This window comes from Oribacterium sp., assembly GCF_057249185.1.
On sequence record NZ_DBHIGR010000036.1, the window covers coordinates 1 to 14,841 of the forward strand.

At 44.7% G+C, this 14,841-nt stretch carries 12 protein-coding genes; all 12 read left to right on the forward strand.

Annotation, left to right across the window (positions count from 1 at the left end):
- A partial coding sequence (gene purB / locus ACO4PX_RS03500) for an adenylosuccinate lyase (protein WP_485571464.1) occupies nucleotides 1-1,347 on the forward strand: 1,347 nt, incomplete at its 5' end.
- 145 nt (nucleotides 1,348-1,492) lie between these two features.
- Nucleotides 1,493-1,675, forward strand: coding sequence for a phosphate ABC transporter substrate-binding protein (locus ACO4PX_RS03505; RefSeq protein ID WP_485571466.1), 183 nt, complete (start codon nucleotides 1,493-1,495; stop codon nucleotides 1,673-1,675).
- A gap of 75 nt (nucleotides 1,676-1,750) precedes the next feature.
- Complete coding sequence (locus tag ACO4PX_RS03510) at nucleotides 1,751-3,037, forward strand: adenylosuccinate synthase (protein WP_485571468.1); 1,287 nt, start codon at nucleotides 1,751-1,753, stop codon at nucleotides 3,035-3,037.
- Nucleotides 3,038-3,090: 53 nt separating this feature from the next.
- On the forward strand, nucleotides 3,091-4,455 hold the full coding sequence (locus tag ACO4PX_RS03515; protein WP_485571470.1) for a TFIIB-type zinc ribbon-containing protein: 1,365 nt from the start codon (nucleotides 3,091-3,093) through the stop codon (nucleotides 4,453-4,455).
- Entirely contained in the window at nucleotides 4,455-5,276 is an 822-nt protein-coding gene (locus ACO4PX_RS03520; protein WP_485571472.1) for a TPM domain-containing protein, read from the forward strand. The genes ACO4PX_RS03515 and ACO4PX_RS03520 overlap by 1 nt, the downstream gene beginning before the upstream one ends.
- 180 nt (nucleotides 5,277-5,456) lie before the next feature.
- Nucleotides 5,457-6,014: an elongation factor P gene (gene efp / locus ACO4PX_RS03525; RefSeq protein WP_007156011.1), complete on the forward strand. Its 558-nt coding sequence runs from the start codon at nucleotides 5,457-5,459 to the stop codon at nucleotides 6,012-6,014.
- Nucleotides 6,015-6,097: 83 nt separating this feature from the next.
- Nucleotides 6,098-7,900 (forward strand): arginine--tRNA ligase, encoded by a 1,803-nt coding sequence (argS, locus tag ACO4PX_RS03530; protein ID WP_485571474.1) that lies wholly within the window; start codon nucleotides 6,098-6,100, stop codon nucleotides 7,898-7,900.
- A 1-nt stretch (nucleotide 7,901) separates the two neighbouring features.
- Entirely contained in the window at nucleotides 7,902-8,459 is a 558-nt protein-coding gene (yfcE, locus tag ACO4PX_RS03535; protein ID WP_485571475.1) for a phosphodiesterase, read from the forward strand.
- A 132-nt stretch (nucleotides 8,460-8,591) separates the two neighbouring features.
- The gene (locus ACO4PX_RS03540) at nucleotides 8,592-11,168 is read left to right on the forward strand and encodes a heavy metal translocating P-type ATPase (protein ID WP_485571476.1); all 2,577 of its coding nucleotides are present in this window, start codon (nucleotides 8,592-8,594) and stop codon (nucleotides 11,166-11,168) included.
- A 106-nt stretch (nucleotides 11,169-11,274) separates the two neighbouring features.
- Nucleotides 11,275-11,616 carry a metal-sensing transcriptional repressor gene (locus ACO4PX_RS03545; RefSeq protein WP_485571477.1) on the forward strand — a complete coding sequence of 114 codons (342 nt, stop codon included), beginning with the start codon at nucleotides 11,275-11,277 and terminating at the stop codon, nucleotides 11,614-11,616.
- A gap of 229 nt (nucleotides 11,617-11,845) precedes the next feature.
- On the forward strand, nucleotides 11,846-13,789 hold the full coding sequence (gene ftsH, locus ACO4PX_RS03550) for an ATP-dependent zinc metalloprotease FtsH (RefSeq protein ID WP_485561219.1): 1,944 nt from the start codon (nucleotides 11,846-11,848) through the stop codon (nucleotides 13,787-13,789).
- 481 nt (nucleotides 13,790-14,270) lie between these two features.
- Nucleotides 14,271-14,841: fructose-bisphosphatase class III (locus ACO4PX_RS03555; protein WP_485571478.1), on the forward strand; the 571-nt coding region annotated here is incomplete at its 3' end.

Sequence of the window (14,841 nt, forward strand, 5' to 3'; positions counted from 1 at the left end):
AAAACCTGGAGAAAGCTGTGGATTGCTCTGGCGGAAAGTGAAAAAGAACTGGGGCTACCCATTACCGAAGAGCAGATTCAGGAATTAAAGATTCACGCAGAGGATATTAATTATGATGTGGCCATGGCCAGAGAGAAAGAAGTACGCCATGATGTGATGAGCCACGTCTACGCCTACGGAGTACAGTGCGAGAAGGCAAAGGGAATCATCCATCTGGGGGCTACCTCCTGCTATGTGGGAGACAATACGGACCTGATTACCATGCGAGAGGGCTTAAAGCTTATTCGGAAAAAACTTTTAAATTGTATGAAGGTCTTAGCGGACTTTGCCCTGGAGTATAGAGGACTGCCCATGCTTGGCTATACCCATTTTCAGGCGGCACAGACCGTAACCCTGGGAAAAAGAGCCAGCCTTTGGCTACATGATTTATATCTGGATTTTCTGGATGTGGAGGAATGCATTTCTTCCTTAAAGCTTTTAGGTTCCAAGGGAACTACTGGAACCCAGGCTTCCTTCCTGGAGCTTTTTGAAGGAGACCATGAAAAATGCAGGGAGCTGGATAAAAAGATTGCAAGGAAAATGAATTTTCCCGGAGTTTATCCTGTATCCGGCCAAACCTACAGCAGAAAGATTGATTCCAAGATTCTGGCGATTCTGTCCGGAATCGCTCAATCCGCCCATAAGTTTTCCAATGATATCCGGCTTTTACAGCATTTGAAGGAAGTGGAGGAGCCCTTTGAGAAAAAGCAAATCGGTTCCAGTGCCATGGCCTATAAGAGAAATCCCATGCGCTGTGAAAGAATTGCGGGCCTTGCCAACTTCGTCATGGCGGAGAGTCAGAATCCTCCCATGACTGCCGCAACCCAGTGGTTTGAACGGACTTTGGATGATTCTGCAAATAAGAGACTTTCCGTGCCCCATGCCTTTTTGGCTACAGACGGGCTTTTGGATCTCTATTACAATGTGGCCTCCGCTTTGGTGGTTTATCCGAAAATGATTGAAAAGCATCTTCGGGAAGAGCTTCCCTTTATGGCAACGGAAAACATCCTGATGGATGGGGTAAAAAGAGGGGGAGACCGGCAGGAGCTCCACGAGAAAATCAGAAGCTACTCCATGGAGGCAGGCTTAAGAGTGAAAAGAGACGGACTGGACAATGATTTGCTGCAAAGAATTGCGGAGGATCCGGAATTTCCTTTGGAAAAGTCGGATTTAGAGGAGCTTTTGATTCCGGAAAAATATATCGGGCGCTGCAAGGAGCAGGTGGAGGATTTTATTGCTACGGATATAGATCCCTTGCTGGAAAAGAATAAAGAGCTTTTAAATCTTTCCGTAGAAATCAAGCTTTAAGTACCGGGGAACGAAGGGCTGGCGATGGATAGCCACCCGGAAAAAGTAATCCTATGATACTGAAGTTTAGCATTAGGATAGAAATGATTAAAACAAGCATCTTGTGTGATATTTTTAAATTTTGTATACTGAGGAAGGAAAAGATATGAAGAGAGGAATGGCCATTTTCACTTTAATACTTTTTTGTCTTGCCCTGATTGCCTTATTGTTTCTGGCATTCACCGGGGGAAAGAAAGAGTATATGCTGGCGCTATTGTTCTGTGTCATGATTCTTCCCTGTCTTTTTTATGTGTATCTGTGGATTACAAGATTGATTAAAAAGGACTAGATTTTTGGGTATTAGCTGTTGGAGGGTGCATTCGCACTGCATTATACAATTCAAATGTAAGAAAGGGGAACAAGTATGGTTCAAGCAATTGTCGGTGCAAACTGGGGGGATGAAGGAAAGGGGAAGATTACAGACTTTTTGGCGGAATCTGCGGACATCGTAGTTCGTTTTCAGGGAGGAGCCAATGCGGGACATACCATCATCAATCCTTATGGCCGTTTTTCTTTGCACCTTCTGCCCAGCGGAGTGTTTAACCCCAATGTGACCTGTGTTTTGGGAAATGGTGTTGCCGTGGATATCGGAAAATTTCTGGCTGAGCTGAAGTCTTTGGAGGAGGCCGGTGTACCGAAGCCAAAGATTTATATTTCCGACCGTGCCCAGGTAATGCTTCCTCACCATGTGTTACAAGATACTTATGAGGAGGAGCGTTTAGGAAAGAAGAGCTTCGGTTCCACAAAGTCCGGTATTGCTCCATTTTTCTCCGATAAATATGCCAAAATCGGCTTACAGTTTAATGAGCTCTACTTTGATGATATTTTAGAGGAACGTCTGAAGAAGATTTTGGAAATCAAGAATGCCTTGTTTACCAATCTCTACGGCAAGGAGCCTCTGGATTTCAATACGGTATTAGCAGAGCTTAAGAAGCAAAGAGAAGAGATTAAGCCATTTTTAAAGGATACTTCCTTATTCCTGAGAACTGCTATTAAAGAGGGAAAGAAGATTTTACTGGAGGGACAGCTGGGAACCATGAAGGATCCTGACCACGGTATTTACCCCATGGTTACTTCCAGTCATACCTTGGCTTCCTACGGTGCTGTGGGAACAGGAATTCCTCCCTATGCCATTACCGATGTGGTTTGTGTTACCAAGGCCTATTCCTCTGCGGTAGGAGCCGGCGAATTTGTCAGCGAGCTCTTCGGAGAAGCGGCGGAGGAGCTTCGTAAGAGAGGCGGAGATAAGGGAGAGTACGGAGCGACCACGGGACGTCCCAGACGTGTGGGCTGGTATGATGCGGTGGCCTCCCGTTATGGCTGCGCTTTACAGGGAGCAACCCAGGTGGCTTTGACCGTTTTGGATCCCCTGGGATATTTGGATGAGATTCCCATTTGTACCGGCTATGAAATCGATGGTGAAGTAATTCGTGATTTTCCGGTAACTCCATTATTAAGAAAGGCAAAGCCGGTATATACCGTAATGAAGGGCTGGAAGCAGGACATCCGCGGAATTCGTAAGTATGAGGATCTCCCTAAGGAGTGTAGAGACTATATCGACTTTATTGAGAAGGAGTTGGAGGTTCCCATTACCATGGTGTCCAATGGCCCGAAGAGAGAAGAAATTTTACTGAGAACACCTAAGATTTAGGAAAAAACTGACGAAAGCCAGGAAACAGCAGATTGGAATAGACAGGAGGAAGAATGGCCCGTTGCCCGAATTGTGCAGGAGAATTACTTTTTGATATCAAAACCCAAAGCCTGAAATGTCAGCAATGCGACTCCGTTTTTAATCCCTATGATAAGGATAAGACCGTTGAAGGCGTGGTACAGGAGTACTATGATACCCAGGTTTTTACCTGCCCTCAGTGCGGGGCTGAGATAGAGAGTACGGATTTTTCCGGCACCGGCTTTTGTGCCTACTGCGGTTCTTCCGTGGTGTTTACCAGTCGAATGAAGCAGGCGGAGATGCCCCACAAAATCATTCCCTTCCAGCTTACCAAGGAGGATTGTAAAAAGCGCTATCAGGACAAGGTTCGTTCCGCTATCTATCATGATAAGGATCTGGAAAATCCGGAGTATCTGGAAAGATTTGTGGGCTATTACCTTCCCTACTGGCTTTATAGTTTTGAAGTGGATGAACCCTTGAAACTGGAAGGGCTGAAGGAATATCGAAGCGGAAGCTATCAATATCAGGAACGATATGCCCTTTCCGGACAGCTCCAGGGAAAGTTTAATAACATCCCCTTTGATGCCTCTACTCGTTTTGATGATACGATTGCCGGCTGTATTGCCCCCTTTACCGAGAAGAATTTAAAGGAATTCAGTCCGAACTTTCTTTTAGGCTTTTACAGTGATGTGGCGGATGCGGATGCCAAGCAATATGAGCCAAATGCCTTTCATATGGTAGAACAACAGCTTTGGTCCTCCGTGATGGGAAGGCAGGGCTTTCAGGAAAGCGACATGCAGTTAAACAATGAAAGCATTCGCTCCTTGACGAAAATCGGTGCAAAATCCGTGACTGTGGAGCGGGGAATGTTTCCGGTTTGGTTTTTGAGCTATAAAAAGGACAATCGAATCGCCTATGCGGTGGTAAATGGAGAGACCGGTAAGGTTTATTGTGATATTCCCATAAGCGAAAGCCGTTTTCATAATGCCTCCATGATGATTGCCATTCCCATATTCCTGATTTTAAATTTATTTTTTCAAATTAAGGCGGAGAACCTTCCCTGGTATACCATGGCTTTGTCCACTCTCTTGATTGTTCTGGCCCAGGGACAGATTTCTAAAATCAAAAAGAGAGAAGACAGTCTTACAGGAAACAAAAACAAGTCAAAGGAGGAGAAGGCAAAGCTTCTCCGGCATAATGGAACCGGATATGCTCTTATTTCCGTTTTCTTTTCCTTAGCTATTATGCTTTGGCACCCGGTACAGGATGAATATTACTATCTGGCCAGTGCGGTAAGCGGGATTATGTCGATTCTTTCCCTGCGTTTAATGATAAAGAAGTTCAATATTTTATCCACCCGTTCCATACCGGAATTTTTTGACAAGAAGGGGGTGAAGTGATGAATAGAAGATTCTTAAAAAAGTATGCTACTGTATTTCTATTTTTCAGTTTTTTGCTGACACTTTCTTTTCAGAGCTTTGCCTTAAGCAGCGATGAGCTCTTGCAAGCTTCCGTTTATACTAACAGCAGTTCCGGCTATAAGGCCTATCTTTTGGATGACAGTGATTTGCTTAGTTCTTCCGAAGAAACGCAGGTTAAGGAGGCGATGATACCATTAACCAAGTACGGGAATATTGCCTTTGTTTCCGGAGAGGGTGGCTACTCAGCGGCGTCCACTGCCAAGGAATTGTTGGAGGGGTCCTTTCCCAACGGTAGCGCCAGCCTCTTATTGATTGATATGTATAATAGGGAAATAAGAATTCAAAGTTCGGGAAGCTTATACAATACCATCAATAATCATGTGGCAGACAGCATTACGGATAACATTTATCGCTATGCCTCCAAGGGGGATTTCGGAAAAACTGCCACTATGGCCTTCCGGCAGATGAATGCCAAGATGGAGGGACGCTTTGTGGAGACGCCGATGCGATGGATTAGCAATTTGTTTCTTGCTGCCGCTTTGGCCTTACTTCTGAATTTCCTCTGGCTTATCACAGGAAAGAGAAATGAAACGGCTGCGGCGGGGGCTATCCTGGCGGCTATGGCTCCGGACTTTATCATTGCCCGGCGACGAAAGGATTTGATCTCACAAAATAAGCTCTATGTTCCCAGATCTTCCGGAAGCTCCGGGGGAAGTAGCGGTGGCGGTGGCGGCTTTAGCGGTGGAGGTTTCAGCGGTGGAGGAGGCCATTCCTCCGGCGGTGGGGGACATCGTTTTTAGAAGGAAGAGAATAGGACATTTCCGTTGATTTTCTATGAAAATTCCGATTTTTTCGCCGGATTTTCCGGAAGGAAAGCTTGCATGTTTATTTGTTTTATATTAGAATTGTTCCCGAGTTAATGGCCAAGTGCCTAAGAAAAGGGGGAGTTTTTCCCAAAGAAAAGTGATTTAGGAGGATTTATGGTTTCTGCAGGTGATTTCAGAAATGGTGTTACAATTGAGATGGATGGACAGGTAGTTCAGATCGTGGAGTTCCAGCACGTTAAGCCCGGTAAGGGAGCTGCCTTCGTTCGTACCAAGTTAAGAAATGTTATTAACGGTGGTGTAACCGATAAGACCTTCCGTCCCACAGAGAAGTTTCCTGCAGCACGTATTGACCGTGTAGATATGCAGTATCTCTATGATGACGGAGAGATGTACAACTTCATGAATAATGAGACCTTTGAGCAGATTGCTTTGTCTCATGAGCAGATTGCAGATTCCATGAAGTTCGTTAAGGAGAACGAAACTGTTAAGGTAGTATCTTATCAGGGAAATGTATTCTCTGTAGAGCCTCCTTTGAAGGTGACCTTAGAGGTTACTCATACAGAGCCGGGAATTAAGGGTAATACCACCACCGGTGCAACCAAGCCGGCTACTGTAGAGACAGGCGTTGAAGTACAGGTTCCTCTGTTTGTAAATATTGGAGATAAGATTATTATTTCTACTCAGACAGGAGACTACGAGTCTAGAGCATAAGTATCGGGAAGAAAGCTTCTCCCGTAAGAAAATGAAGACTAAGGCTTCCTAAAAGGAAGCCTTTTTTTGTAGAAAGGATAGCTATGCAAGCTTTAAAAGCAATACTACAGGAAGCTATGGAATCCGCCTTTGTGGAGGCAGGCTACGACAAGGACTTGGGAAAGGTAAGTGTTTCCAACCGTCCTGACCTTTGCGACTACCAAAGCAACGGTGCTTTGATGGGAGCAAAAAAATATCAGGAGAATCCCATTGCCTTAGCGGAGAAGGTAAAGGGCTTTTTGGAAAAGAAAAGCTATAAGGATACCCCTTTATTTTCCTCCGTGGAAGCGGTGAAGCCGGGATTTTTAAATGTAAAGCTTTCTCCGCAATTCCTGGGAGCTTATCTACAGGAAATGCAGACGGAAGAGAAAAACGGTCTTTTTGAGAAGGAAGGTCGAAAGATTTTATTGGACTACGGCGGAGCCAATGTGGCAAAGCCTCTTCATGTAGGACACCTTCGTTCTGCCGTAATCGGAGAAGCCCTGAAAAGAATGGGACAAAGACTTGGCAATGATGTGGTGGGAGATGTGCATCTTGGAGACTGGGGTCTGCAAATGGGTCTTATCATCACGGAATTAGAGGACAGAGGAGAACTGGAAAAGCCCTTTACGATTTCCGAGCTGGAAGAGATTTACCCCTTTGCTTCTAAGAAAGCCAAGGAGAAGGATGAAGCCGGAAATCTGGTCAATGAAGAATATGCCAACCGTGCCAAGGAAAACACCTTAAAGCTTCAGCAGGGAGATCCTGTATTCCATAAGGTTTGGGAAAGAATTATGGAGGTTTCCGTTGCGGATTTAAAGAAGAACTATGAAGCTTTGGATGTGCACTTTGACCTGTGGAAGGGAGAGTCCGATGCGGACCCCTATATTCCTAAGCTGATTGCTCTCTTGGAAGAGAAGAAATTAGCCTATCGTTCTCAGGGCGCATTGGTGGTGGATATCACGGAGGAGGGAGACAGTAAGGAATATCCTCCCTGCATGATTCAAAAGTCTGACGGAGCAAGCCTTTATGCTACCTCCGACCTGGGAACCATTATGGACAGAGAAGAGCATTATCCCAAGGATTTGTATTTTTATATTGCGGACAGCCGTCAGGCTCTTCACTATACCCAATTTTTCCGTGTGGCAAGACGGGCAGAGCTTCTTCCTAAAGAGACGGAGTTAAGCTATATCGGCTTTGGTACTATGAATGGAAAGGACGGAAAGCCCTTTAAAACCAGAGAAGGCGGCGTCTTAAGACTGGAGCGCCTGATTTCCGAAACCAGAGATTCTGTTTTAAAGCGTATGGAGGAATCCAAGGACAACGGCTTGAGTCAAGAGGAAAAAGAGGAAACAGCAGGAATCGTGGCATTGGCTGCCTTAAAGTACGGTGACCTTTCCAATCAGGCTACCAAGGATTATATCTTTGACCTGGAAAAGTTTACCGCCTTTGAGGGAAACACCGGTCCCTATATTCTTTATACCATTGTACGAATCTCTTCCATTTTGCGAAAGTATGCGGAAAGTAAGGGGGAGAACTGGAAGAATACCCTAAGTTGGATTACGGACAATGCAAAGAATTATTCCCTGGGAAGCTCCGGGGATGAAAATGTTATGGCTCTCGAAAAAATTCTGGCAGCCTTTCAGGATGAGATGCGGGATGCATGGAGAGAATGTGCTCCCCATAAGATTTGTACCTATATCTATACTCTTTCCAACCAGTTCAATTCTTTCTATCACAATGTAAAGATTTTGACGGAGGAAAATGAGCAAAAGAAGAAGGAATATATCGGCCTTCTTTGCCTGAGTTGGAAGGTGCTTATGGATTGTATTCAGGTGCTGGGCTTCTCCGCTCCGGAAAGGATGTAAAATGCGGTATTTTGTACTAAGTGATATTCACGGTTCTGCTTACTATGCAAGCTTAGCGATAGAGGCTTATCGGAAAAGCGGCTGCGATAGAATCCTGCTTTTGGGAGATGTTTTGTACCATGGACCCAGAAATCCTCTGCCAAAGGACTATGCCCCCAAGGAAGTAATTGCTCTTTTGAATCCATTAAAGGAAGAAATTCTTGCGGTTCGGGGGAACTGTGAGGCAGAGGTGGATCAGATGGTATTGGATTTTCCCGTCATGGCGGACTATGCCCTCCTGGAGTGGGGAAAGCACAGAGTTTTCCTTTCCCACGGTCATGTCTATAACGCAGAGAGCTTTCCCCTTCAAAAAGATGGAGATATCTTTCTCCAGGGACATACCCATGTTCCGGTGGCAATGAGGAAGACTAGGGGAGAAAAGTATTACTATCACCTGAACCCCGGATCCATCAGCTATCCAAAAGAAGACAGCCCCCATAGCTATGGCATCCTGGAAGACAAGAGCTTCATCCTATATGATGTAGAAAAAGGAGAAGCCTATAATAAGATAGAGTTCTAAAAATGCTGAAAAATTGAAGAACTTGAAATATTAGAAGTGTATATTTCAAGTTCTTCAATTTTTTATATCTCCCTCCTTGACACATACCCCATGGGGGTATATTATATGCTCGTAAACAGAAAGGAGGCAGAGATGAAACAGTATAGAGTTACAGGAATGACCTGTGCTGCCTGTCAAAGTAGAGTAGAGAAAGCCGTGTCTAAAGTTCCCGGCGTAAAGTCCTGCTCCGTTTCTCTTTTAACCAACTCCTTAGGAGTGGAAGGAGAGGTAGGGGCAGATGCAATCCAAAAGGCGGTAGAAGCTGCCGGTTACGGTTTTGAGAATCCGGATAAGAGTGCATCCGGATCGGAACAGCAAGATAAGAGTGATGCTTTAAAGGATACCGAAAGTCCCAAGTTAAGAAAGCGATTTTTACAATCCTTATTTTTCTTGGCTGTCCTGATGTATTTTTCTATGGGACCCATGTTGTTTCACGCTCCGGTACCCAAGGCCTTTTCCAATCCGGGCATTTTGGCCTTAACGGAGCTCTTGCTCAGCATTATTGTACTTTTCATTAACAAGAAGTTTTTCATTTCCGGTTTTAAAAGTGCATTTGCTTTATCCCCCAACATGGATACCCTGGTAGCTTTAGGCTCCACCGCATCTTTCCTGTATTCTCTGGGAATCCTTTACGGTATTCTTTATGCCTTTGGAGAGGGAAATATAGAGCAGACTAAGATGCTGGGCCACCACCTATACTTTGAAACGGCGGCAATGATTCCCACCCTGATTACCTTTGGAAAGATGCTGGAGGCAATTTCCAAGGGAAGGACTACGGATGCTTTAAAGAGCTTAATGAATTTAAGCCCGAAAAAAGCACACCTTCTTACTGGGGAGCAGGAAACAGAAGTTTCCGTAGAGGAAGTTAAGGAGGGGGATCTCTTCACGGTATATCCCGGAGAACAGATTCCGGTAGATGGCATCATTGTAAGCGGTACTACTGCTGTGGATGAGTCGGCATTAACAGGAGAATCCCTTCCTGTGGATAAGGGAGAGGGGGACAATGTCTCTGCCGGGACTTTGAACCGCTCCGGTTTTATCAAGGCTAAGGCAAGTAGAGTAGGAAAGGACACCACCCTATCTCAAATTATTCAAATGGTATCCGATGCGGCAGCGACCAAGGCTCCTATAGCCAGAATTGCCGATCAAATCTCCGGCATTTTTGTGCCGGCGGTTATCGGTATTGCGATCCTGACCTTTGTTATCATTCTTTTAAGCGGAGGAACATTTTCCGATGCCCTTTCCAGAGCCGTAGCTGTTCTGGTAATCAGCTGTCCCTGTGCTTTGGGGCTGGCAACCCCGGTGGCCATTATGGTGGGAAATGGAGTCGGCGCGAAGAACGGGCTCTTGTTTAAAACCGCCGCTTCTTTGGAGGCAGCCGGAAAGGTAGAGATTATTGCACTGGATAAGACCGGCACCATTACCAACGGAACACCGGTGCTTACAGATATTCTTCCTATGCAGGGAGTTTCCGAAGAAGAGCTTCTGACTTTGGCGGTATCTTTGGAAAAGAATTCGGAACACCCCTTGGCAAAAGCTATTTTAAGCTATGGGGAAGAGAAGAAGATTTCTGTATTGCCGGTGGATAATTTTCAGGCTATGGTGGGACATGGTGTTTCCGGAACCATAGAGGGAGAAACAGCGGTGGCCGCTTCCTTATCCTATATGAAAGAGCATTTTTCTTTGGAAAAGAGTTTTGAGGAGCAGTGCAACAGCTTTTCCGAAGAGGGAAAAACCCCATTATTCTTTGCAAGAGGAGAGAAGCTTTTGGGCTGTATCGCCGTAGCGGATACCTTAAAGGAAGATGCTAAGGCGGGAATTGAAGAGCTGAAAAAGCAAGGCATTTTCACGGTTATGCTTACCGGAGATCAGAGAAGGACGGCAAATGCCATCGGAAAGGAAGCCGGAGTGGATATGGTCATTGCCGAAGTACTTCCTGACGGAAAAGAAGCGGTTATCCGTAAATTGCAAAACTATGGTAAGGTTGCCATGGTAGGAGACGGTATCAATGATGCGGTTGCTCTGACAAGAGCGGATTTGGGTATTGCCATAGGTGCTGGAACGGACGTGGCCATTGATGCGGCGGATTTGGTGCTGATGAAGTCCAAGGTAAGGGATATTCCGAAGAGCATTCGACTTTCCAGAGCTACGATTCGAAACATTCATGAGAATCTGTTCTGGGCATTCTTCTACAATGTGATTTGTATTCCCCTTGCTGCAGGATTTTATTCTGCCATATTCCATTGGAATTTTTCCATGAGTCCGATGGTGGGGGCAGCGGCTATGAGCCTTTCCAGCTTTTCCGTGTGCTTAAATGCACTTAGGTTAAACTTATTTAACATAAACAATTCCGCTGGAGATCATAGGAAAGGTTTGGCGGAAGAAAAGAGAGAAAAGTTACTCTTGGATTTTGACTCTGAAAAGAAAGAGAGTCATGCACAAAAAGAAAAGGAGATTGTTATGGAGAAGCATTTAGTTATCGAGGGTATGATGTGCGGACATTGTTCCGGAACCGTAAAGAAGGCTTTAGAGGCTTTACCACAGGTGGAAACGGCTGAGGTTAGTCATGAAACCGGTAAGGCTGTGGTTACTTTGAAAGAAGCTGTGGCGGATGAAGTATTGAAGAAGGCCGTAGAGGATCAGGAATATACGGTGAAATCCATTTCATAACTAATTTTCATCATCATTTTTCCTAGTCAGTGTTAATAATCAAGTAAGACTCTGATTTTTATAAAATGATGTGAAAGCAAGAATGTCTATAAGGGAGATTGCATTTATGCAGGAGGAGCAAAAGCAAGAGCAAGAGGCTTCCCTGGAAATGGGAGGCTGTTGCGGAGGAAGAAAGAAAAAACAGGCTAGAGATGAGGGAGAAAGAAGAGATTTAATTTCTCGCTTAAACCGAATGGAGGGACAGATTCGAGGAATTCGCAATATGCTTCTTAAGGAGCGATATTGTGTAGATATTCTTACCCAGGTAAGTTCCGTTTCCTCCGCCTTAAAAGCCTTCAGTAAGGAGCTTTTACAAAGCCATATAGAAAGCTGCGTGGTTTCCGATATTCAGGAAGGAAAAACCGAGGCGGTGGAGGAGCTTTGCGACTTGATTAAGAAGATTATGTAACGAAAAATTTTCTTACGCTTTTCATACTTTAAACACAAAAGGACTCTATACTCCATAGAGTTCTTTTTTTTATTCTTAAGGAGTAGCGTCTGAAGAGAATACAGTATCTCGTTTAGAAGAAGCTGCTTTAAAGTTTCACCTTGTATTCCGCTTTTAACAGGGCAATGGTTGAAACAATATAAAGAAATTTTAGGAATACCGTATAGAGAACAAATGAAAGGAGATGCTTATGGACAATAAGAACAATTCTATGCCCGGCTGGGATGATTTCTTTCCCGGCAACAAAAAGGATGACAATGGAGGAGGGAACAGACCTAGATCTTTCCTGTTCTATGTCTTTATTGCCATGATTATTACTTTATTGCTGAATACCTTTGTATTTCCGGCAATGAAGCAGGCAAGAATTGAGCCCGCTGCGTATTCGGAATTCCAAAAGGCCATAACGGATAAGACCGTCACCAAGGTGGAATTTAATCAAAATACCATTGTTTATGAAGTTAAAAAAGACGGTAAGACGCAAAGCTACAGCACCACAAGAGTGAACAACGAGTTTAACGAAGCCCAGATTATGCAGGAGTTAAATGCTCAGGGAGTAGAGTACAATGAAAGCATTCCTGTAGAGAGTAATTTCTTCTTAAACTTTATTCTTTCCTGGGTTGTGCCTTTACTGCTCTTTATGGCCTTAGGAAACTGGCTTTCCAAGCGTATGGGATCTGCCATGGGCGGCATGGGAGGCGGTTTTGGCTTGGGCGGTTTAGGAAGATCCAACGCCAGAGAATATGAGAAGAAGGATGACAGCATCCGCTTTAAGGATGTGGCCGGAGAAGATGAGGCAAAGGAGCTTCTCACGGAGATGGTGGACTACTTAAATCATCCGGACAAGTATTCCAGAATCGGTGCCAAGATTCCCAAGGGAGCTTTGCTTGTGGGACCTCCGGGAACCGGTAAAACCATGCTGGCCAAGGCTGTAGCCGGCGAAGCAGGTGTTCCCTTCTTCTCCATTTCCGGATCGGAATTCGTGGAGATGTATGTGGGTATGGGAGCGGCGAAGGTTCGTGATCTTTTTGATCAGGCGAAGAAAAAGTCCCCCTGCATTATCTTTATTGATGAGATTGATGCCATCGGTAAAAAGCGTGGTGCCGGCGGCTTAGGGGGAAATGACGAAAGAGAACAGACCTTGAATCAGCTCCTTACAGAAATGGATGGTTTTGACAGTAATAAGGCCATTATTCTACTGGCAGCTACCAACCAGCCTGATCAGTTAGACCCGGCACTTCTCCGTCCGGGACGTTTTGACAGAAGAGTACCGGTGGAGCTTCCGGATTATCAGGGAAGAATCGACATTTTAAAGGTACATAGTGCCAAGATTAAGATGTCTGATAACATAAGCCTGGAGGCCATTGCCAAGGCGGCTCCCGGTGCGTCCGGTGCAGAGCTTGCCAACATTATCAATGAGGCGGCCTTAAGGGCGGTTCGTGCCGGCAGAGAAAGAGTTATCCAGTCCGACTTGGAAGAGTCCATTGAGGTGGTTATTGCCGGTTACCAGAAGAAAAATAAGGTGATGACGGAGAAGGAAAAGCTGATTGTAGCTTACCACGAGGTTGGACACGCCCTGGTTGCAGCTTTGCAGAAGGACTCCGCGCCGGTTCATAAAATCACCATTATCCCTAGAACCTCAGGTGCTTTGGGCTATACTATGCAGGTGGAGGAAGAGGGAAACCATTATCTCTATTCTAAGGAAGAGCTGGAAAATGAAATTGCCACTCTCACCGGCGGACGCTGTGCGGAGGAACTCATTTTCCATACCTGCACTACAGGAGCTTCCAATGATATTGAGCGAGCTACCAAGTCGGCAAGAGCCATGATTACCCGTTACGGTATGAATCCGGAGGTGGGAATGGTAGCCATGGAGCAGCTGCATAACCAGTATCTGGGCGGAGATTCCAGCCTTACCGTATCTCCGGAAACCCAAACCAAGATTGATGAGATGGTAGTGGCCTTGGTAAAGAAACAACACGATAAGGCTTATAAGCTTCTGGAGGACAATATCACCAAACTTCACGAAATTACCAAGTTCCTCTATGAAAGAGAAACCATTACCGGAGAAGAATTTTTGGAGATTTTAAACCGAAAGGAAGTAGACCCCTCCGTAGTAGCCAGAGAGGAGCATTAAGTTTGTCAACAAATGCTGTTGAAGCACAGTGCAACAAATTTTTTAATAGTAAAAAAGACGGATTTTCGGAAGAATGATTTTTTGTAGAGATATAGCCAAGAGCTTTAAGAGATATTATAGAAATATAATCAGTTGAGAAAATCAAACAGATATAGCATTTCAGCATTATAGGTCTGTAATGAAGGCAATCTGAGCCCGTCGGCACTTGCGAAAAACACAGGAACTGTTGTTTTTCGCTTAGTGTCCGCTACGAGGAGAGGTTAGCGAGAGCGTGCCTGAATTACAGACCTATAATATGTGAAATGCTTTTTTATTTTTACAAAGCTTCTTTTTTAATTTCTAACAAAAAAGATAGATTTTTTATCGAAAAATATGGTAAAGTGACAGTATTAATACATTTTCAGGAGAAAATCAAAAGAATTACAGAAATATGCCGGGAAAAAATGCAGAACTTCGGTTCATAAACAGTCAAGGAGGGTGTATGAAAAGAGATTTGGATTATCTTCGTCTGCTGGCAAAGAGCTTTCCCAGTGCGGATGCAGCGGCAGCGGAGATTATCAATTTGCGGGCAATTTGCGGTCTTCCCAAGGGGACTGAGTATTTTTTTTCAGACCTTCACGGAGAAAGTGAAGCCTTTATTTTCCTGATGCGTTCCGCTTCAGGAGTGATTCGTTCTAAGATTTCCGATGTATTTTCTCATTATCTTGGAGAAGAGGAACAGTTGAATTTAGCCAACCTGATCTATTATCCCAGAGAGACTTTTATGGATAAGCGCAATACCTATCTGGAGGATAAGGAATGGCAGAAGATTACCATTCACCGTCTGGTGGCCCTATGTCTAAAGATTGCTTCCAAGTATACCCGTTCCAAGGTTCGGAAAAAGCTTCCCAAGGAATTTGCCTATGCCATTGACGAGCTTTTGCATGACGAGGAAGAAGATACCAAGCTTTATCATAAAGAGATTCTACAGGGGATTTTAGATGTAGAGAGAGGACAGGCTTTTATAATTGCTCTTTGTGAGTTGATTCAAAGCCTTAGCATCGACAGCCTGC